This window comes from Bradyrhizobium sp. Cp5.3, from assembly GCF_000426265.1.
Taxonomy (GTDB): domain Bacteria; phylum Pseudomonadota; class Alphaproteobacteria; order Rhizobiales; family Xanthobacteraceae; genus Bradyrhizobium; species Bradyrhizobium neotropicale.
This window is the reverse complement of record NZ_AUFA01000051.1, coordinates 19,014-36,790: the sequence shown is the minus strand read 5'-3', so window position 1 is coordinate 36,790 and position 17,777 is coordinate 19,014. Positions and strand designations below refer to the sequence as shown.

The 17,777-nt window shown below is 63.9% G+C and carries 17 protein-coding genes and 1 pseudogene; 5 read left to right on the top strand and 13 right to left on the bottom strand.

Annotated elements, in window-relative coordinates:
* The 3 genes and pseudogenes from K289_RS0136210 to K289_RS0136200 all read left to right on the top strand — a co-directional run.
* A partial coding sequence (locus tag K289_RS0136210; RefSeq protein WP_371260896.1) for a LexA family protein occupies positions 1 to 316 on the top strand: 316 nt, incomplete at its 5' end.
* Complete coding sequence (locus K289_RS46395; protein WP_051311173.1) at positions 282 to 1,061, top strand: glucose 1-dehydrogenase; 780 nt, start codon at positions 282 to 284, stop codon at positions 1,059 to 1,061. The genes K289_RS0136210 and K289_RS46395, both read left to right, overlap by 35 nt.
* A gap of 213 nt (positions 1,062 to 1,274) precedes the next feature.
* Positions 1,275 to 1,480, top strand: a pseudogene (locus tag K289_RS0136200) (Ku protein); the annotation flags it as partial.
* 104 nt (positions 1,481 to 1,584) lie between these two features.
* Here K289_RS0136200 and K289_RS0136195 read toward each other — a convergent pair.
* The 7 genes from K289_RS0136195 to K289_RS0136165 all read right to left on the bottom strand — a co-directional run bounded on the left by K289_RS0136195 (position 1,585) and on the right by K289_RS0136165 (position 10,252).
* The gene (locus K289_RS0136195; RefSeq protein WP_027555901.1) at positions 1,585 to 2,556 is read right to left on the bottom strand and encodes a D-2-hydroxyacid dehydrogenase; all 972 of its coding nucleotides are present in this window, start codon (positions 2,554 to 2,556) and stop codon (positions 1,585 to 1,587) included.
* A 35-nt stretch (positions 2,557 to 2,591) separates the two neighbouring features.
* Positions 2,592 to 4,607 carry a transketolase gene (locus tag K289_RS0136190; protein WP_084788859.1) on the bottom strand — a complete coding sequence of 672 codons (2,016 nt, stop codon included), beginning with the start codon at positions 4,605 to 4,607 and terminating at the stop codon, positions 2,592 to 2,594.
* A gap of 68 nt (positions 4,608 to 4,675) precedes the next feature.
* Positions 4,676 to 6,541 (bottom strand): TRAP transporter large permease subunit, encoded by a 1,866-nt coding sequence (locus K289_RS0136185; RefSeq protein WP_027555899.1) that lies wholly within the window; start codon positions 6,539 to 6,541, stop codon positions 4,676 to 4,678.
* Positions 6,538 to 7,563, bottom strand: a complete 1,026-nt coding sequence (locus tag K289_RS0136180; protein ID WP_027555898.1) for a TRAP transporter substrate-binding protein — start codon at positions 7,561 to 7,563, stop codon at positions 6,538 to 6,540. The genes K289_RS0136185 and K289_RS0136180 overlap by 4 nt, the downstream gene beginning before the upstream one ends.
* A gap of 56 nt (positions 7,564 to 7,619) precedes the next feature.
* Positions 7,620 to 8,639, bottom strand: a complete 1,020-nt coding sequence (locus K289_RS0136175; protein ID WP_027555897.1) for a transketolase family protein — start codon at positions 8,637 to 8,639, stop codon at positions 7,620 to 7,622.
* Positions 8,636 to 9,484 (bottom strand): transketolase, encoded by an 849-nt coding sequence (locus K289_RS0136170; RefSeq protein WP_035687131.1) that lies wholly within the window; start codon positions 9,482 to 9,484, stop codon positions 8,636 to 8,638. Before K289_RS0136170 ends, K289_RS0136175 begins: the two co-directional genes overlap by 4 nt.
* Before the next feature lie 18 nt (positions 9,485 to 9,502).
* The gene (locus K289_RS0136165; RefSeq protein ID WP_027555895.1) at positions 9,503 to 10,252 is read right to left on the bottom strand and encodes an SDR family NAD(P)-dependent oxidoreductase; all 750 of its coding nucleotides are present in this window, start codon (positions 10,250 to 10,252) and stop codon (positions 9,503 to 9,505) included.
* 107 nt (positions 10,253 to 10,359) lie between these two features.
* Here K289_RS0136165 and K289_RS0136160 point away from each other — a divergent pair, with 107 nt between their 5' ends.
* The gene (locus K289_RS0136160; protein WP_027555894.1) at positions 10,360 to 11,244 is read left to right on the top strand and encodes a LysR substrate-binding domain-containing protein; all 885 of its coding nucleotides are present in this window, start codon (positions 10,360 to 10,362) and stop codon (positions 11,242 to 11,244) included.
* A 398-nt stretch (positions 11,245 to 11,642) separates the two neighbouring features.
* Here K289_RS0136160 and K289_RS0136155 read toward each other — a convergent pair whose 3' ends face one another.
* The gene (locus K289_RS0136155; RefSeq protein ID WP_084788858.1) at positions 11,643 to 11,858 is read right to left on the bottom strand and encodes a hypothetical protein; all 216 of its coding nucleotides are present in this window, start codon (positions 11,856 to 11,858) and stop codon (positions 11,643 to 11,645) included.
* A gap of 123 nt (positions 11,859 to 11,981) precedes the next feature.
* Here K289_RS0136155 and dusA point away from each other — a divergent pair, with 123 nt between their 5' ends.
* Positions 11,982 to 12,977, top strand: a complete 996-nt coding sequence (gene dusA, locus K289_RS0136150; RefSeq protein WP_084788857.1) for a tRNA dihydrouridine(20/20a) synthase DusA — start codon at positions 11,982 to 11,984, stop codon at positions 12,975 to 12,977.
* A gap of 53 nt (positions 12,978 to 13,030) precedes the next feature.
* On the opposite strand, the gene K289_RS0136145 is transcribed toward dusA, so the two are convergent.
* The 5 genes from K289_RS0136145 to nhaD all read right to left on the bottom strand — a co-directional run bounded on the left by K289_RS0136145 (position 13,031) and on the right by nhaD (position 17,761).
* Positions 13,031 to 13,693 (bottom strand): outer membrane protein, encoded by a 663-nt coding sequence (locus K289_RS0136145; protein ID WP_027555891.1) that lies wholly within the window; start codon positions 13,691 to 13,693, stop codon positions 13,031 to 13,033.
* A gap of 226 nt (positions 13,694 to 13,919) precedes the next feature.
* On the bottom strand, positions 13,920 to 14,474 hold the full coding sequence (locus K289_RS0136140; protein ID WP_027555890.1) for a TIGR02281 family clan AA aspartic protease: 555 nt from the start codon (positions 14,472 to 14,474) through the stop codon (positions 13,920 to 13,922).
* Positions 14,475 to 14,502: 28 nt separating this feature from the next.
* Positions 14,503 to 14,706, bottom strand: a complete 204-nt coding sequence (locus tag K289_RS0136135; protein WP_027555889.1) for a DUF1289 domain-containing protein — start codon at positions 14,704 to 14,706, stop codon at positions 14,503 to 14,505.
* A gap of 45 nt (positions 14,707 to 14,751) precedes the next feature.
* Positions 14,752 to 16,347 (bottom strand): HAMP domain-containing sensor histidine kinase, encoded by a 1,596-nt coding sequence (locus tag K289_RS0136130; protein WP_027555888.1) that lies wholly within the window; start codon positions 16,345 to 16,347, stop codon positions 14,752 to 14,754.
* 136 nt (positions 16,348 to 16,483) lie between these two features.
* Positions 16,484 to 17,761, bottom strand: a complete 1,278-nt coding sequence (nhaD, locus tag K289_RS0136125; protein ID WP_027555887.1) for a sodium:proton antiporter NhaD — start codon at positions 17,759 to 17,761, stop codon at positions 16,484 to 16,486.
* Positions 17,762 to 17,777: the final 16 nt, after the last annotated feature.

Genomic DNA, 17,777 nt, shown 5'->3' with positions numbered 1-17,777 from the left:
TCCCTGTCGGAGGCCCGGGACGAATCGATCGATGAGTCAAAAATCAGGCGCCGCGCACTTTACTGAAAAGCAGGGCCACTACCTGGCCTTCATCTATACCTACTCGTACATGTTCGGACGGCCGCCTGCCGAAACCGATATGCAGCGCCACTTCGGCGTCAGCCCGCCCTCAGTCCATCAGATGATTGTCACGCTCGAACGCAACGGCCTCATTCGCCGTCAAGCCGGTGCCCCCAGAAGCATCGAAATCCTCGTGCCACCAGAAAACTTGCCGATCCTAGATTGGCTCGGTATCAAACCGTCAAAACCACTGTGACGAGCCACTAGAGGGAAAGGTTGCGGTCGTCACAGGCGCGGGCTCCGGAATCGGGGCCGCGATCGCGCGCCTGTTCGTTATCGAGGGTGCGAAAGTCGTGCTCGGCGATCTCGCCGAAAGCGGTGCAGCGCTCGCGGCCGAACTTGCCGCCAGCGGCTTTGAGACCGCGTTTCAGCGTGTCGACGTTACCGACGAGAGCAGCGTTGCCGGCTTGATGCAGGCGACGGTAACGAAATTTGGCCGGGTCGATATCCTCGTCGCCAATGCGGGAATTCCCGAGCGCAAGGCGCCGATCCATGAGCTTGATCTCGCGGACTGGCGCCGCGTGATCGACGTCGATCTCACGGGCGTGGCGATCTGCAACAAATTCGCTGCGGGCGCGATGTTGGCGACGGGCGGCGGAGCCATCGTCAATATGGCGTCGATCCTCGGCCATGTCGGCCAGGAGAACAGCAACGCCTATTCGGCTGCGAAAGCAGCGGTTGTCAATCTCACCCGCTCGGTCGCGCTGACCTATGCAAGGCAAGCCATCCGGGCCAACTGCGTCTCACCAGGCTATGTTGACACACCGCTACTGGGCCAGCTTCCTGAAGCGGTTCGGCAGGCGATGCTGGTGCGGCAGCCGATGGGGCGCCTCGGCCGGCCCGAGGAGATTGCTCAGGTCGTGGCTTTTCTCGCCAGTGATAGAGCGTCGCTCATCACCGGCGCATGTATCAATGCCGATGGTGGTTATACGGCGATTTAGCCTATGGTTTGCGCCAGCGGAGTCATGGCGGCAGAGCTGACGATCTCGGATCAGCTTGGATTAGGCCGGCCAAAGTTAGCTCAAACTGGCCCATGATGGATTGGAGCGAGAGGTTAAGTGTTTCAAAGCGTTAGAGGGAGGCGTGTGCACCGGGAGATCAAGAAAAATCTCACCACAGCTAGCATGAACAAGCTGTACGAGCTGGGCAGGCGAGCCTCCGGTTTGGTCGATCTGATGGAAGCGTTGCAGCGGAGCGTTGGTCAGGAAGTTGCGCCGGCGGAAGCGGCCATGCCTGTCAAGAATCCGCGCAAAACGGCTCTAGGCCAGAAGGAAATGTTGATGCCGATTGCCGGAAAGAAGCCGGCAAGGCTACGGTCGCTAAAAAGCCGGCGGTCAGGCATCAACGGAAGTCGGCCTGAGCCCGAACCGAAAAGCTGAGCGGCGCGGCAGATCGGCGGAGCCGCCGAGCCGGCTCTGAAAAAAAGTTGGCGAGGCGCTGAAATTGACGACCGGCCCGGTAAGGCTAAGCAACCAAGTTTCTCGGCGTACCATTCCAAAATGCTTCGACGTTGCCGACAAGTTGGTCGGCGAGCGATTGGACAGCCTCACGACTCGCCCAGGCAACGTGCGGGGTAAGGATGAAATTCGGCAAGCCGACCAGTTGCATGAGCGGATGATCGGCCTGTGGGGGCTCGACCGTCGCGACGTCGAAACCGGCACCGGCGATCTGGCCTGAGCGAAGCGCCTGGCCGAGCGCGACTTCGTCGACAAGGCCGCCCCGCGCAGTGTTGATAAGCAGCGGCCTGCGTTGCATCAACGCAAATTCGGCTGCCGCGATCATGTTGCGCGTCTGCGGCATCAGGGGCGCATGCAAGGTGATGATATCGCTCTCTCGCAGCACGTCCTCGAATGGTGTGTAGAGCGGGCCCATGCCGGCTGCGCCCTTGTAGGAAGAAAACAATGTGCGCATTCCGAACGCTCGACCGATGTCGGAAACCGCGCGTCCGAGCGCGCCGTCGCCGATGATTCCGAGCGTGGCGCCGGAGAGATCATTGATGGGGTGGTCGAAATAGCAGAACTGTCCGGATTCGGCCCAGCGACCCGCGCGCACGGAATCGTGATAGGCGGTCAGGCTCCGACGCAGCGCGAGAATCAGCGCAAACGTATGCTCGGGCACGGTGTTGACGGCATAGCCGCGGATGTTGAAGACGGCGACGCCACGCTCGGTGCAAGCCTTGACATCGACGACATCAGACCCGGTTGCCGCAATCGCGATCAGGCGCAACTTCGATGCCGACTTCAGTTCGGCGAGCCGGATCGGCGCCTTGTTGGTGATGACGATATCGGCGCCCGCAATCCTCTCGGCAACTTGATCGGGGCTGGTCGCGCCGAATTCGACGAGCTCATGCGGAAACGCAAATGGACGAGGGCTGATATCGGCCGGCATCGTATCGCGGTCGAGGAATACGATGCGTGCGGGTTCGGCGGCCTTCATGGAGACTCTCCCGGAAGTTTCGTGATGGTGACGAATTAGAGATTTGCCAATGCGGCGGCTACGATTGCATCCGCGGTGATCCTGAAGTGTCGGTACAGCGCGTCGGCGGGGCCTGATGCGCCAAATCTAGTCATCCCGATGAAGGCGCCGTTATCGCCCAGCCAACGCTCCCAGCCGAATTTCATCGCAGCCTCGACGCCGACCCGCACAGTGCCGGTCCCCAAGACCGAGGAGCGATAGCCTGCATCCTGAAGCTCGAACAGCTCCCAGCACGGCATGGATACGACCGCTGTAGGGATTCCCTTCGCCTGCAGGATCGTCCGCGCGTTCATCGCCAATGCGACCTCCGAGCCGGTGGCGAGCAGCGTGACACGGCGCTGCCCGTCGGCTTCCGCTAGGATGTAGGCTCCGCGTCGGGTCTGGTTTTCCGTCGATGTGCCGGATCTCAGTTGCTCGAGTTGCTGACGGGCGCACACGAGGGACACGGGACCGGTCGTATGCTCGAGCATGATCTCCCAGCATTCGGCCATCTCGGCGGCATCGGCCGGCCGTAGCACGAGCATGTTCGGCATGGCCCGCAGCGAAGCGAGAATCTCGACAGGCTGATGGGTGGGACCGTTCTTGCCGATCCCGATCGAGTCGTGGCTGAAGACGAATTTGACCGGCAGGCCCATGAGGGCAGCCATCCGCATCGCGGGGCGCTCGTAGTCGGCGAAGGCAAGGTAGGTCACGGCCAGCGGGATCACGCCGCCATGGGCCGCCATGCCGTTGGCGAGCGAGCCCATCGCATGTTCGCGGACTCCGCAGTGGACATAGCGTCCCCCGATATTGGCGGCCGTGAAGGCTTCAAGCTGCCGCTTGTGGTTGGTCGGCGCTTCGAGGTCCGCGCAGCAGGTCATGATATCGGGCACGAGATCATAGAGTGCGCTCGCGACTTCGCCCGAGGTCTCGATGGAATAGGCCGGCTTTCGCTCCGCGATCGAACGCGCCTTGTAAGCGGAGGTGATGTCGCGCCAATCGCCGGGAAGGACACCGCCGAAAGCGCGCTCGAAAGCGGCGCGATCGGCGCTGTTCAGCGTCGCAACGCGTCGCTGCCAGGCGTCATATTCGCCGCGCGAGCGGGCACCCGCGTCGAGCCAGGCGGCGGCAATGTCGTTTGGAAAGGTGAAGGGCGCTGCCGGCCAGCCCCGCGATGCCGCCATGTCCTCGCGGTCGGTCGCAAAAAGCTTGCCGCTATGTCCGCCGCGCTGGCCTTCGAGCCGGCGAATGCCCCTGGCGATCGTCGTACGGCACGCGATCAGCGATGGACGATCGTCCCTTCTTGCGGTGGCGAAGGCTTCGCTCACGGCTTCGATGTCGTGTCCGTCGACCTCCGCGACATGCCAGCCGGCTACGCGAAAGCGTTCGGCCACGTTCTCGGAGATGCTCAGCGAGGTGGCGCCATCGTCGGTGATGCTGTTGTCGTCCCAGACAAAGACGAGATGGCCGAGGCGCAGATGTCCGGCAAGCGAAATGACTTCCTGGCCAACGCCTTCCTGCAGGCAGCCGTCGCCGACGAACGCGCATGTCATATGGTCGATGATTTCGGACCCGAAACGTGCCCGAAGCCGTGCTTCGGCGATGGCCATGCCCAAGGCATTCGCGATGCCCTGACCGAGCGGACCGGTCGTCGTCTCGATGCCGGCGGAAGGATCGTATTCGGGATGGCCAGCGCAATGCGAGCCCAGCTCGCGGAAGGACTTCACCTCGGCAAGGGAAATCTTCTCGTAACCGGTCAAATGGAGCAGTGCATAGAGCAGCATCGATCCGTGGCCGTTCGAGACGACGAAACGGTCGCGATCGGGCCAGAGCGGATCCTTCGGATTGTATTTCAGGTGGCGCGTGAACAGCGCGGTCGCAATCTCTGCCATGCCGAGCGGAACGCCTTGGTGGCCTTCGCCGGCGCTCAGGATTGCATCGACGGCCAGAAAGCGGATCGCGTCGGCCTGACGCTTGCCGATCTCGCTTGAGGCAAGCGCAGGGGCGGAGATCACGGAGACATCATCTGACATAGGCAAGCACCATCTTCATGCGGCGTGACCGGGCCGGCGCCGCAGCACTCAGGCCCGCATCGGGCGCGTTACGGGAGAAAACCGGTGGAGATCCAGGGAACGAAGGCCACGATGAGCAGTCCGACCACCAGCGCTGCCAGATAGCTCCAGATGCGCTTCAGGCCTGCGTTCGGATCGACCCGGCCGATCGAGCATGCGGCGTAGTAACCGAGCCCGAAGGGCGGTGCGAACAGGCCGATGCCCATGGCGAGGATAACGACCATCGCATAGTGCACTTCATGGACGCCGAGCTGCTTGGCGACCGGAAACAGCAGGGGGCCGAACAGCACCATCGCCGGAATGCCTTCGAGCACGCTGCCGAGCACGATGAACAGCACGATGGAGCCGACCAGGAAGCCATGCTTGCCGCCGGGAGCCTGCGCCAGGGTGGACGCAAGCGCATGCGAGAAGTTCGATTGCGTCAAGGCCCAGGACATGCAGGTCGCGGCCCCGATGATGAACAGGATCGTTCCCGCGAGGGCTGCAGTGCCGACCAGCGCCGGATAGAGCTCGCGCCAGTTGAAGGAGCGATAGACGAGGATTCCGATGATGATCGCATAGGCGATGCCGATCGTGGCGACCTCGGTCGCGGTCGCCACGCCTTCCATCACGGCGACGCGGATGATGATGGGCAGCATCAGGGCCGGCGCGGCGATGGCAAAGGTGCGGCCGATCGTGGTTGGGCTCGTTGTCCCGCGTTCCACTCCCTTGCGCTCCACCATGCGCCGCCTTGCAATCAGGGCCAACGCCAGCGCCAGCACGATGCCGGGCAAGATGCCGCCGGTGAACAGCGCCGCGATCGAGACGCCCGTCACCGAGCCGATGATGATGAGCACGATCGACGGCGGGATCGTCTCGGCCATCGCGCCCGACGCCGCCAGCAGCGATACGAGCTCGCCTTCGTGGATGCCGCGCTTCTTCATGTCCGGGAACAGCACCGGGGCGACCGCCGCCATGTCGGCCGTCTTGGCACCGGAAATGCCCGAGACCAGCAGCATTGCGCCGAGCAGCACATAGGCGAGCCCGCCCTCGATATGACCGACCAGCGCAGCCAGGAAATTCACCATGGCGGTCGACATGCGCGTCATGACGATGAGGTAGCCGAGCAGGATGAACAGAGGCACCGCCAGCAGGATCAACGAGCTGACGCCTTCGTCGATGCGGCCCGGGATGACTTCGAGCGGCGTGGTCGTGGTCAACATGAGATAGGAGACGGTCGACAGGCCGAAGCAGAACGCGATCGGCACGCCGGCGAGCACACCGAGCCCGAGCAGGACCGCAAAGAAGATGACGAGATTCCAGTTGCCGATCGCGTTGATCCACGGGCCGAGCACATGCAGCGCGGCAACCAGCGCGGCGAAGACGACGATGGCAAGGACCACGTCGCGCCAGCCGCGATCGGCGCAGCGGACCAGGCTCGCCGCCAGCATGAGCCCGACGCCGACCGGCAATGCGGCGGCCCGGAAAGCGTCGTTCAGGCCCAGCGCCGGCGTATGAACGAAGGTCTGGTCCTCGGTGAAATTGTACGCCGGGCCGAGAATCAGCAGAAGGAACAGCGCGGGCGCGGCGGTGCCGGCCGCCTCGAGCAGGCCGCGCAAGCGGCCCGAGCACATGCCGACAAGAGCGGTCATGCGCATATGCTGACCGCGTCTTTGCGCGATCGCCGCGCCGAGCATCGCCAGCCACAGGAACATGATCGAGGCGAGTTCGTCCGACCAGGTCAGCGGATGGTTGAAGACGAAGCGCGATATGACGCCCGTCAGCAGGACCAGAATTTCGGCAACGACCACGGCAGCTGCCAGCGGCTCCGTGACGAGCGCCAGCAGTCTGTCGAGCGGTGCAGCGATCCCCGGCGCGGACGAAGACAGTTCTCCAGCCAGCGGTTCGGTACTCATGCGAGTTTGCCTACCGTCTGCTCGAGCAGCGCCCAACCCTTGTCGCCGAACTTCGCGCGCCAATCCTTGTAGAAGCTGGTCTTGCCGAGCGTGCTCCGGAACGCGGCCTTGTCGACCTCGACGAACTGCAAACCCTTGCCCGACAGCTCGTCGCGCAGCGATTTCGAAAGCGCGGCAATGTCGGCGCGCTCGGCGTCGGCCGCCTTGTTCAACTCGCGCGTGACGATGTCCTGGGCGTCGGCCGGAAGGCGCTGGAAGGAGCGACGGTTGCCGAGGATGATGTAGGCGTCCCAGACGTGGCTGGTGAGGCTGCAATATTTCTGCACCTCGTAGAGCTTCGCCGTCGCGATGATCGCGAGCGGATTCTCCTGGCCTTCGACGACCTTGGTCTGGAGCGCCGAATAGACCTCGTTGAAGTTGATCGGCGTAGGTCCGGCGCCGAGCGCCTGGAACAGGCCGGTCAGGATCGGGGCGGCCGGCACGCGCATCTTGAAGCCCTTGAGATCGTCCGGGGTCTTGATCTCGCGCGTGGACGAGGTGAGCTGACGGAATCCGTTGTCCCAGGACTTGCCGATCTGCAGGACGCCGACGTTTTCGATCTCGCCCTTGACGAACTTTCCGAGATCGCCGTCCATCGCCTTCCAGACCTCGTCATAGGAGGAGAAAGCGAAGCCGGTGTTGACGATGCCGACGGTCTGCACGAGCGTTGCGAGAACCGAGGAGCCGATGTTCAGATAGTCGACGGCGCCGTTTCGGATCTGGCCCAGGAGGTCGGTGTCGGAGCCGAGCTGGTTCGCCGGAAACAGGTTGATCTCGACACGCCCGCTTGTTGCTTCCTTGATGCGGTCGATCGCCTCGCGCGCCCGCTTGTTGACCGGATGCGACGGATCCTGGCCGGTGGCGAATTTGAGGGTGAACTCGGCCGCATCACCGCCGCGCGAGAGGATTGCTACCAGCGGAATGGATGCGCCCGCGGCCAGCACGGTTCGTCGGCTCAGGCCCTTCTTGGATACCTTGGTCATTTCGTACTCCCTGTGTCTGTGTCTTTATTGTTGTAGAGGCTTGGAAGGCGGTGTTTTCACCGCCAACTCTTGACGGCACTGCATATCGCCTCCGTCGAGATGCCGTAGCGATCGTGCAATGTCGGTAGCGCGCCCGCCGCGAGGAACTCATCGGGCAGGCCGATCTGGTGGAAGAGGGGATGGACGCGCGCACGCATCAGCGCGGTCGCGACGGCCTCTCCCAGTCCGCCGATGACGGTGTGGTTTTCGGCGACGACGACAAGGCGTCCGGCCTTGCGGCATGCCTCGACGATCGTTTCCGTGTCGAGCGGCTTGATGGTCGGCACATGCAGGACGGCCGCCTGGATCTTGTCGGCTTCGAGCTGCCTGGCGGCCTCGAGCGCGCGCATGGTCAACAGTCCCGAAGATACGAACAGCACGTCGGCGCCGTCGCGCAGCAGCTTGGCTTTGCCCATCTCGAACTTGTAGCCGTACTCGTCGAGCACGAGCGGCACCTGTCCGCGCAAGAGGCGCATGTAGACCGGGCCCTGATGGCTCGCCATCGCCGGCACGACCTGCTCGATCTCAAAGGCGTCGCAGGGGTCGATCACGGTCATGTTCGGCATGGCGCGGAACAGCGCCAGATCTTCCGCCGCCTGGTGGCTCGGTCCGTAGCCGGAGGTGAGGCCGGGCAGGGCGCACGCGATCTTGACGTTGCGATCCTCCTCCGCGATCGTCTGGTGGATGAAGTCGTAGGCGCGGCGCGCCGCAAAGACCGCATAGGTCGTGACGAACGGGGTGAATCCCTCCGCTGCGAGGCCGGAGGCGGCGCCGAACAGGAGCTGCTCGGCCATCCCCATTTGATAATGGCGGTCCGGAAACTCCTTCGCGAAGATGTGGAGATCGGTGTATTTGCCGAGGTCGGCGGTCATGCCGACGATGTCCTGGCGCGTGCGCGCAAGCTCGACGAGCGCATGGCCGAACGGGGCCGGCTTGGTCCGCTGCCCTTCGGCGGCGATCGACGCGATCATGGCCGAGGTGGTGAGGCGCGGCTTTGCGGCGGATGGCGTCGTCATCGTCTTGTCGGCCGCCTTCATGCGCGCCTCCCGTCTTCAAGAGCCTGGAGGGCAAGCTGCCACTCGTGTGGATCGACGCGCATGAAGTGATTGCGTTCGCGGGCCTCCAGGAACGGTACGCCCTTGCCCATCATCGTGTCCGCGATGATCATGCGCGGCCTTGCGCCTTCATGCTTCTCGGCGGCATCGAACGCGGCGACCACGGCATCGAGGTCATTGCCGTCGATGCGCTGCACGAACCAGCCGAACGCCCGCACCTTGTCGGCAAGCGGCTCGAAGCCCATCATCTGCTTGGAGGGGCCGTCGGCCTGCTGGTTGTTGACGTCGACGATTGCGATAAGGTTGTCGAGCCCGAAATGCGCCGCCGACATCATGGCTTCCCACTTGGAGCCTTCGTCGAGCTCGCCGTCGGAGAACAGCGTGTACACGCGGCTGGCGGAGCCCTTGCGCTTCAGACCCAGGCACATGCCGACGGCGATGCCCAGGCCAAGCCCCAGCGATCCGCCCGACATCTCCATGCCCGGCGTGTAGGAGGCCATTCCGGACATCGGAAGCCGGCTCTCGTCAAAGCCGTACGTCTCGAGCTCCGCGTCCGGAATGATCCCGGCCTCGATCAATGCGGCATAGAGTGCGATGGCGTAGTGGCCGTTTGACAGCAGGAAGCGGTCGCGCCCCTCCCAGGTCGGATCTTCGGGGCGGTAGCGCATCGCGTGGAAGTAGGCGACGGCCAGCACGTCGGCGATGTCGAGGGCCTGGGCGATGTAGCCCTGGCCCTGGACTTCGCCCATGCGAAGCGCATTGCGGCGGATGCGGTAGGCGCGCTCCGCCAGCGCGGGTTCATTGGTTCGCAGGTTGGTACCGGCCATGGCTGATCTCTCGCAGCGTCAGTGGATGTGCATGCCGCCGTTGACGTCGACCACAGCGCCAGTCGTGTAGGCCGAGAGATCGGAGGCCAGGAACAGGAAGATGTTCGCAACATCCTGCGGCCGGCCGAGGCGGCTGAGCGGAATGCCCGCGAGAATTTCCTTCTCCTTCTCGGGCGGGATCTTGCCGATGTTGATGTCGGTGACGATCAGCCCGGGCGTGACGCAATTGACGCGGATGTTGTCAGGGCCGAGCTCGCGTGCCATCGCCTTGGCGAGGCCGAGCACGCCGGCCTTGGCAGCCGAATAATGCGCGCCGCCGAGAATGCCGCCGCCGCGTTGTGCGGAGACCGAGGACATGCAGGCGATCGAGCCCGACTTCTGCGCACGCATGTGCGGCATCAGCGCCTGCGAGAGATAGAGCACGCCGCGCAGGTTGACATCCTGGATGCGATCCCAGTCTTGGGCGGTGATGTCCCAGACCTTCACGGGCTGGGTGATGCCGGCATTGTTGATGAGGATGTCGACGTGGCCGAACGCCGCAATCACCTCGGCCACCGCGCGCTCGCAGTCGGCCTTGTCCGTGACGTTGCAGGCGAGCCCGAGATGATCCTTGCCGAGTTCGGCGGCTGCCTTGACTGCGCCGGTGCCGTCGAGATCAAGGATGGCGACCCGCGCGCCCTGGGCCGCGAATGTTTTTGCAGTTGCGAAGCCAATGCCGCGCGCACCAGCCGCGCCGGAAATGATCGCGGTTTTGCCCGCCAGAAGCATATTCCCTCCGAGTAATTTTGTTTCGATTGGAGGGACTATGGGTGAGGCCAATGGATACGAATATACGCGAAAATTGCACTAATAGTTGAATCGTGCTCACCTAACGCATGGCTCCGCTACCACTCCGCGCCCTTCGGGTTTTCGAGGCGGCCGCACGCACAGGATCGTTCCGCGCGGCTGCGAGCGAGCTCGGGCTGACGCCGAGCGCGGTCAGCCACGCGATCCGAGACTTCGAGGAGCAGATCGGAACGCTTCTGTTCGAGCGTGATGGACGCAGAATGCTCGTCAATCAGGCCGGCGAGGAGCTGTTGCGGCGCGTGTCCGGAGCCTTTGATGAGCTCAGGAACGGGCTCGAGGTTGCCAGCGCGCGCTCGTCCAATCTCTTGCGGGTCCATTGCGCGCCGAGCCTGGCGGCACAATGGCTGATGCCGAGGCTGCGCGGGCTGATCGAAAAGCATCCCGAGCTGGAAGTGAGGTTGGCCGCTGGGACCGACTACCCTCATTTCCGCAATGACGAGTTCGACGTCGATATTTGTTACGGACCGCCGCGCCAGGAAGGTATGGTTGTCCTGCCGCTGGGCGAGGAAATCATACGTCCCATGTGCGCCCCATCACTTGCCGGTGCCATCCGAGAACCCGCTGACCTGCTGAAGCTCCCGCTGATTGAAAGCGAGCAAAAGCGTGTTCGTTGGAATGGCTGGTTCGCGACCAACGGTCTCTCGGCGCCGAGTCCGGGTGGATTTCGGTTCGATCGCAGTTTTATGGCGATTGCCGCAGCCGTCGATGGTCTCGGTGTGACCCTCGAATCAACACGATTTGCCGAGCGCGAACTTGCAAGCGGCAGATTGGTCGCTCCGCTGGCGGGGCGTGCGAACGATCCGTCTTATGTCGAGCACTATCTTGTCTGTCCTCCACAAGCCAAGCATCGACGCTCCGTCCGTACCTTTACAAGATGGATCGCGAAGGAACTGAATTTAACGGACGGTGGCTGAAAACTCTTAGACCGTTTGCGACTGGGGTGTCGGCTATTGAGCTGAGGCTTGCCCGAATTGGCCAAGGATGGATTGGAGCGAGAGATCAAGTCTTTCAATCGATTAGAAGGTGGTGCGTGCACGAAGTGTGCACCGGGAGATCCAGAAAAATCTATTGAAGGCAAGTGTAGGCTGATGCTTTTGCGGTCCAAGGATGGCGCCGCAAGGACAAGGATTCGCTTAGGACTTGGGAGCTGACAGCGCCTCTCATTAGCGGAGGTGCATGTCTGGCCGATCCTGCGAGCTGCGGTCAAGACAAAGGGAGGAGTCGCGCCGGAGAGGCGGCCTCTCCGTTGCTTGGGGGCGCACTTCATTCGTCGGGGCACAATCGACTAAACGGGAACGGTTCAAAATGCTAGCTAAACTTTCATCGATTGCGCGCGGTCACCGGCGAGTTCGGCGGCGCGCGGCTTTGGTGATCCACTGCGGTCGATATTGCGCTCCATATCGAGCGCCCAGTCTTCGCCGTCCTTGCGTCGGCGGAAGGTCTCTGACACGTAGCGGTTCTTGCGGCGGACTTGGACGCGCCAGTTCCCAGAAGGCAATTGAGTGAAGCTAGCCACGGCCGTGTGCACTCCCCAATTCGTGTGCGCTACGTGTGCACTGAGAGGTCAAAACAGGTACAAACGTGTGCAATTTCGGCTAGTTTGGAGTGCACATGTTCCGGGTTCATCCCATTGAGAGCATAAGGTAAATCATTGAAATCGCAAGACTATCTCTTTTTTGTGGCTCCGATGATGGACTGGACGGACCGGCATTGCCGGGTGTTCCACCGTCACCTGACCCGGCGCGCGCTGCTCTATACGGAGATGCTGACGACGGGCGCCATCATTCACGGCGACCGGCAACGGCTGCTCGGGTTCGACGCGGTCGAGCATCCGGTGGCGCTGCAGCTTGGCGGCTCGGATGCGCGCGAGCTCGCCGAGGCCGCGCGGATCGGCGAGGACTTTGGCTATGACGAGATCAATCTCAATGTCGGCTGTCCGTCCGATCGCGTGAAGGATGGCCGCTTCGGCGCCTGCCTGATGGCAGAGCCGGAGCTCGTGGCGTCATGCGTCGATGCGATGAAGCGCGCGGTCGCTATTCCCGTCACCGTGAAATGCCGCATCGGCATCGACGACCAGGATCCGGAAGTCGCGCTCGATACGCTTGCGCGCGCCGTCGTCGCGGCGGGCTCCGATGCCCTGATCGTGCACGCCCGCAAGGCCTGGCTCAACGGATTGTCGCCGAAGGAGAACCGCGACATCCCGCCGCTCGATTACGATCGCGTCTATCGTCTGAAACGCGCGATGCCGGATGTGCCGATCATCATCAACGGCGGCATCCCCGGCATCGACGAGGCGAGGGCGCATCGTGCCCATGTCGATGGCGTGATGCTCGGCCGCGCCGCCTATCAGGAGCCGTGGCGGCTGCTCTCGGTCGATCCCGAGATCTTCGGCGAGGCTGCGCCGCATGCGACCATGCAGGACGCGCTTGAAGCGATGATGCCCTATATCGAAGAGCAGCTTGCACGCGGCACGCGGCTGCACGCGATCACGCGGCATTTCGTCGGCGCTTTCCACGCCGTGCCTGGCGCGCGTGCTTTCCGTCGTCATCTTGCCGAGCGGGGCGTGAAGCCGGGCGCGGGCGTCAGCGTGCTGCGCGATGCCATTGCCCGCATCGGCGGTGCTGTGCCGGCCGAGGCGGCTGCGTAATGCACCTTTAGTGAAGAGCCGGCGCGCGAGCCCGGCTCTTCGCTCATCGCCGATCAGCGGAACAGGTCGAAATGATAGTTCACGCCGACGCGGAAGGTGTGGAATTTCGCCGCGTTCCAGTCCGGCAGATTGTCGTGCTTGAACTCGGTGTAGAGATATTCGGCCTTGGCCGACCATTTCGGCAGGAACGCCCACTCGACGCCGCCGCCGGCGGTCCAGCCCATCTTCATCTTGTTGAGGCTGCCGTCCTTGAGTTCGCCGGTGGCAAGACCCGCGGTCCCGAAGAACAGCAGGCGTGAATCCATCGTCGCGATGCCGGCGCGGGCGCGGCCGGTCATGTACCAGGGCAGGCTCACCGCGGCGCTGTTCACCGCGTCGTGGTTCTTCAGGTCGCCGCCCTCGAAGTCGTTCTCGATGCCGACCACGAACATCGGCGAGAGCTGATAATTGTAGCCGATCTGCACGCCGCCGAACGCACCCTTGACCTTGCCTCCGCTGGTGCCGACGAGATTGTTGAAGGCGTCGTCGGTGCTGGTGCCATAGCCAGCGTTCAAGCCTGCATAGAGGCCCGTCCAGGAATAGACCGGCTGCGGCGCCGTGTAGGCGGGCGCCGCCTGACGCGGCGACAGGTCCGCGGCGCTGGCGCTGCTCGCGGCAAACGCCGCGGCAAAGGGCAGGGCGCACATCGTGCGGCGTAAGGCGGCTCTGGCGGTCATCACTCTCAATCTCCCACTTGGCCGCATTCCCTCGAGAAAGCAGCGCTGGTCCAACCCGATCCGGGATGCCTTCTCTATAAACCGACTGGGCGGTTTGTAAATAGCGGAAGAACCACACCCGCGCCTTTTCGGCACGGCGTGGGCATCGAGGTTGATGGATGACTGTGCAGCCGGTGCGCGTCTGCGGGCGCAAGCCGGCGGTGGCCGCGGCGTGCTGGTATTTCGGCTAGTCGAGCGCCGTGCGCGCGCGGCGGTGGCTGCTCTGCAGCTCCGGATAGCCGGTGAGCATCAGCGTGTCGGCACGTACGCCCCAGCTCTCCAGGCGGTCGAGAAAGCTCATGCCGAGCAGATTGGTCTTCATCTGGCCGCGCTGCACGACGAGTGCCGGCACCGATTTCTCGACGAGATGGCCGACGGCGAGGCGGTCGAGCGTGAGCCGGGCCGCCTTGGTGTGACCGCCTGCGGTCTCGAGGTCGACGTCATATTCGAGCATCTCGAGCGGCAGCCCGATCGCCTTTGCGGTTTCCCAGGTCAGCACCACCGAGGTCGCCCCGGTATCGATCACCATCGGCGCGGCGATGCCGTTGATCTTCGCCCGCAGCGCAAATTCGCCGCCCTGGCCGCGTTGGATCTGCACGGCGGGAGCGGGCGCCGCGGTCTGCGCGCGGAAAATGTGCGAGACCTTGTGGCTGGCGCGCGCGATCTGCGCGGGATCGCCATAGGCGACGACGGCGCCGGCGGTGCCGGCCAGCATGGCGAGAACGAGCAGGAACCTGATCATCGTGCGCCTCCGAAAGCGCGCACGCAGGTCAAGCGCGCCGCGACGATCCCGCGATCGGCGCTAGTCCGGCTTCCGCCATGCGCGCCGCGAGCTGCGCCATCACCGCGAGCCGCTCCGCGCGCTCCATCGCGTGCCAGCGCGCGATCTCCGGCAGCGTGCGGCCGCAGCCGAAGCACAATTTGGTCTTGGGATCGATCATACAGACGGCGACGCACGGCGTGTCTTTGCTCATTCGGACATAGTGAGGGATCGTCGGGCATGTCTGCAAGCATCTGTTTTACGAGCCCGTGCCGGCGCTCATGATCGGCTTGTGGCGCGGCCGGCGCTTCTCGTCGGATACGGCGGACGTTTCCGGCTGCAGCGGCGGCGAATCCTCCGAGAGCGGCGCCAGCGCGCTCATCACGCGCTCCGGCGGGAAGGTGACGATCACCTCGGTGCCGATGCGCAGCTTCGATTTCAGCGTGAACGTGCCGCCATGCAGGTCGATCAGGTTCTTGGCGATGGGCAGGCCGAGGCCCGCGCCCTGTTCGGCCGACTTGATCGAGTTGGAGCCCTGGCCGAACGAGGCGAGCACGACCGGGATCTCGTCCTCGGGAATACCGGAGCCGGAGTCCCGCACCGAGAGATACTGTCCGCCCGAAGCGGTCCAACCCGCCTTGAGCCAGATCTCGCCACCTTGCGGGGTGAACTTGATCGAGTTGGAGAGCAGATTGAGCACGACCTGGCGGATCGCGCGCTCGTCGGCCCACAGCCGCGGCATGGCCTGCTCGAACACCTCGTGAATGGTGATGCCGCGGCTCGAGGCACGCAGCTTCATCAAATGATGGCAGTCGGCGACGATACCGACCAGCGACACCGCTTCCTCGTTCAATTCGTAGCGGCCGGCTTCGATCCGCGACAGATCGAGGATCTCGTTGATGAGGTTGAGCAGGTGCACGCCGGAATTATGGATGTCGGCGGAATATTCCTTGTAGACGGCGACCTGATGCGGGCCAAAGATCTCGCTCTTCATCACCTCGGAGAAGCCGAGGATCGCGTTCAGCGGCGTGCGCAGCTCATGGCTCATCTGGGCGAGGAAACGCGATTTGGCGACGTTGGCGGACTCGGCGCGGTGACGGGCCTCGTCCGAGATAGCCTTCGCCTGCTCGAGCTCGCCGATCAGCGCATCCTTCTCGGCGCGCGCCTCGAGCGTTGCGAAGGTCGAGGAGTGCAGCCGATGCGCCAGCAGCACGAAATAACCTTCGGCCGCGAGCGCGAGCGTCGCCAGGATGTAGTTGTCGAGCGAGCCGGTCATCACGAAGCTCAAGGCCATCGCGACTGCGACGGGAGCGGTCGCGGCAACCGCTGCGATCGGCAGATTGGCGGCCAGCATGCTCGACACTGCGATCACTAGCAGCATCAGGAACATCATCAGCGTTTCCGTGACCATGTCGAGCACGGGATGGATCAGGATTGCCATCCAGCACAGGCCGTAGAGCAGGTCGAGCACGACGAAGCGCGTCCGCCAGGCGCGCGTCGCGGCGGGCGTGCTCGGCTCGGCCAGGAACCGCCGGCAGCTGCGGATCATCGCCGCGTGGATGCAGATCATGCCGCAGGTCCAGGCCGCGGCCGGAATCGGCTGCATCCACAGTCCGAACAGCACGCCGGTCGCCACCACCAGCAGCAGCACGACGTAGGAGGCCGACAGCCGCGTCTGGGCATATTGGCGTAGCAGCTCGGCGTCGAAGGCCGGCCGGGTTCCGCTGGTCGACGTTAACTTGTCGCGCGCCTCGCGCACCCGCTGCAAGGCAGCCCGGCGACTGCTCGCCGATGGCACGCTGACCGGCTCGGCCGGAAGCTGCACAACCTCGGGCTTTTCAGCGGGGTTACTCATCGAACAACAACGATTCCTGCCCACACGGAGGCGGGCCTTCTGCATTGTCTATCTCTGGCAACAAATCCTTAAGAGCTGACTTAAGGAGCTAAAGAATTACGTTAACGGGGCGTTAATTTTTGACGCGCCCGGCCGCTCAATGCAGTGCCGCATGCTGCGCGATGTAGACCGCAGCGCCGGCCAGGTATCCCGCAAGCGCGGGAGGCGCGATGCGGCGGGCGTACCAGAGGAACTCGATCCGCTCGAGGCCCATGGCGGCGACGCCCGCGGCCGAGCCGATGATCAGGATCGAGCCGCCGGTGCCGGCGCAATACGCGATGAACTCCCAGATGAAGCTGTCGGGCGGGTATTGCCCGAGGTCGTACATGCCCATGGTCGCTGCCACCAGCGGCACGTTGTCGACGACGGCGCTCAAAAGCCCGAGCAGGACCACGATGATGTCCTGGCGGCCGATCGTCGCCTCCAGCGACCTCGCCAGCATCGTCAACAGGCCTGCGTGTTCGAGGCAGGCGACCGCGAGCAGGATGCCGAGGAAGAACACGATCGCGCTCATGTCGATCCGCGTCAGCGCATGCGCCAGCGTCAGCGGCTGGCGCACATGCTCGTCCTTGCGGCGATGAACGATCTCGCCGACCAGCCAGACGATGCCGAGCCCGAGCAGCACGCCCATGAACGGGGGCAGGTGCGTGACCGCCTTGAAGGCGGGCACAGCGATCAGCGTGGCGAGCCCGAGAAAGAACATCAGGTTTCGCTCGAACAGGCTGGCGCCCTGGAGCCTGTCCTCCTTCGGCGGGGGCGCGATGGTCTTGCCCCTTACTGCAAGGCTGATGACTGCGAGCGGCACAAGCAGGTTCACCAGCGAGGGCATGAACAACGCGCCCATGATGTTCAGCGGCGTGACCTGTCCACCGATCCACAGCATGGTCGTGGTGACGTCGCCGATCACGGTCCATGCGCCGCCCGCATTGGCGGCGATGACGATGAGGGAGGCGAACAGCAGGCGGTCGTCACGCCTGGCGATCAGCCGCTGGATCAGCGAGACCATCACGATGGTGGTCGTCAGATTGTCCAGGATCGCGCTGAGGAAGAACGTCACGAAGCCGACCAGCCACATCAGCTTCACTTGGCTGGTGGTGCTGATGCGGGAGGTGATGACCTCAAAACCGTCGTGGGCGTCAACCACCTCGACGATGGTCATCGCCCCGATCAGGAAGAACACGATCTGCGCCGTGGCGGCGACGGATTCGTCGAGCTGATGGCCGACCATGGCGTGGTCGCCGATCGTCGCCGCATAGACTGACCAGAGCAGCCCGGCGCCGATCAGCGCGGTCGCGCTCTTGTTGACCCCGAGGGGGTGCTCGAGCGCGATCGCCGCATAGACCAGAACGAAGATGGCGGCGATCGCGATCAGCAAGAGGGGCCCGATAAGT

Coding starts and splice junctions, on each gene's coding strand:
- K289_RS0136165 (WP_027555895.1), bottom strand. CDS start 10,252: ATGCTTCTGGCGGGCAAAACCGCGATCATTTCCGGCGCGGCTGGTGCG.
- K289_RS0136190 (WP_084788859.1), bottom strand. CDS start 4,607: ATGTCAGATGATGTCTCCGTGATCTCCGCCCCTGCGCTTGCCTCAAGC.
- K289_RS0136130 (WP_027555888.1), bottom strand. CDS start 16,347: ATGAGTAACCCCGCTGAAAAGCCCGAGGTTGTGCAGCTTCCGGCCGAG.
- K289_RS0136180 (WP_027555898.1), bottom strand. CDS start 7,563: ATGACCAAGGTATCCAAGAAGGGCCTGAGCCGACGAACCGTGCTGGCC.
- K289_RS0136145 (WP_027555891.1), bottom strand. CDS start 13,693: ATGACCGCCAGAGCCGCCTTACGCCGCACGATGTGCGCCCTGCCCTTT.
- K289_RS0136175 (WP_027555897.1), bottom strand. CDS start 8,639: ATGAAGGCGGCCGACAAGACGATGACGACGCCATCCGCCGCAAAGCCG.
- K289_RS0136140 (WP_027555890.1), bottom strand. CDS start 14,474: ATGATCAGGTTCCTGCTCGTTCTCGCCATGCTGGCCGGCACCGCCGGC.
- K289_RS0136195 (WP_027555901.1), bottom strand. CDS start 2,556: ATGAAGGCCGCCGAACCCGCACGCATCGTATTCCTCGACCGCGATACG.
- K289_RS0136170 (WP_035687131.1), bottom strand. CDS start 9,484: ATGGCCGGTACCAACCTGCGAACCAATGAACCCGCGCTGGCGGAGCGC.
- K289_RS0136185 (WP_027555899.1), bottom strand. CDS start 6,541: ATGAGTACCGAACCGCTGGCTGGAGAACTGTCTTCGTCCGCGCCGGGG.
- K289_RS0136135 (WP_027555889.1), bottom strand. CDS start 14,706: ATGAGCAAAGACACGCCGTGCGTCGCCGTCTGTATGATCGATCCCAAG.
- K289_RS0136160 (WP_027555894.1), top strand. CDS start 10,360: ATGGCTCCGCTACCACTCCGCGCCCTTCGGGTTTTCGAGGCGGCCGCA.